This is a genomic window from Variovorax sp. P1_H2, assembly GCF_056405295.1.
Genome location: NZ_JBFUCJ010000285.1, coordinates 1 through 1,331, shown reverse-complemented (window position 1 = coordinate 1,331; position 1,331 = coordinate 1). Strand labels below are relative to the sequence as shown.

Genomic DNA, 1,331 nt, shown 5'->3' with positions numbered 1-1,331 from the left:
CGTGTCGGACGTGATCACGCTGACGGCGGAGCAGATCAAGCCGGCGCCGGCGATGGGGTCGGTGCTGGACACGGACTACCTGATCGGGCTGGGGACGCTGGACGAGCGGATGCTGATCCTGGTGGACATCGACCGCCTGATGTCCAGCGACGAGATGGGTCTCGTCGAAGCTGCCGCGGCCTGAGTCGAATCTTCCACACCGGTCGCCATCATGAACTTCCTGTCGAACGTCCGCATCGGGACACGCCTTGCCATCGGATTCGCCATCGTCCTGGGTCTGACGATCCTCTCGACCGCTGCCGCCCTGGTCAGTGCGCGGAGCAACGCGGAAGCCACCCGCCAGATGATGCAAAGTCCGCTGGCCAAGGAGCGGCTCATCTCCGACTGGTACGTGCTGACCTACTCGGCGATCGCGCGCACCTCGATGATCGCCAAGACCACCGACGACACGCTGCCCGTCATGTTCGCGGAGGTGATCTCCGACAGCGTCAAGAAGGGCAGCGAGACCATGGCCAAGGTCGAGTCGCTGCTGGTGACGGAGCGCGAGAAGTCGACCTTCAAGTCGATCGTCGAGCTTCGCGCGAAGTACCAGGCGGCCAAGGATGTGGTGGGCAAGGCGAAGGCCGGCGGCAACGCGGCCGAGACGGAGCGTGCCTTCAAGGAGTCGTTCCAGCCGGCCGCCAAGGCCTACGAAAGCCGTGTGCTGGACCTGCTGTCGATGGAGCGGCAGGCGATCGACGACATGAGCCTGGCCATCGACGCGGCCAACGAGCGCAGCTTTCGCCTGACGCTGTCCCTGGGCATCCTGGCGGTGCTGATGGGCAGCGTCTTCGCATGGCTCATCTCGCGCAGCATCACGCGTCCGCTGGGCAAGGCAGTCAAGGTGGCCGAGACGGTGGCTGCGGGTGACCTGAGCGCGCGCATCGAGACCGAGGGCCGGGATGAGACCGCGCAACTGATGCAGGCACTGAAGCACATGAACGACAGCCTGGCGAAGGTGGTCGGCGAAGTCCGCACGGGCACCGACACGATCGCGACGGCGTCGAGCCAGATCGCGAGCGGCAACCAGGACCTGTCCTCGCGCACCGAAGAGCAGGCCAGCTCGCTGGAAGAGACGGCGGCGTCGATGGAAGAGCTGACTTCGACGGTCAAGCAGAACGCCGACAACGCGCGCCAGGCCAACCAGCTGGCCGTCTCGGCCTCCGAGGTGGCGGTCAGGGGCGGCAGCGTGGTCAGCCAGGTGGTCGGCACCATGGGCTCGATCAATGCCTCGTCGCGCAAGATCGTGGACATCATCGGCGTGATCGACGGCATCGCCTTCCAGACCAACA

At 65.7% G+C, this 1,331-nt stretch carries 2 protein-coding genes; both read left to right on the top strand.

Going from position 1 to position 1,331, the window contains the following annotated elements:
- Window positions 1–184 (top strand): chemotaxis protein CheW (locus AC1D2E_RS35890; protein WP_478201798.1); only part of this gene is annotated, 184 nt, incomplete at its 5' end.
- Between the two features lie 27 nt (window positions 185–211).
- On the top strand, window positions 212–1,331 hold a 1,120-nt coding region (locus tag AC1D2E_RS35885), incomplete at its 3' end, for a methyl-accepting chemotaxis protein (protein WP_478201797.1).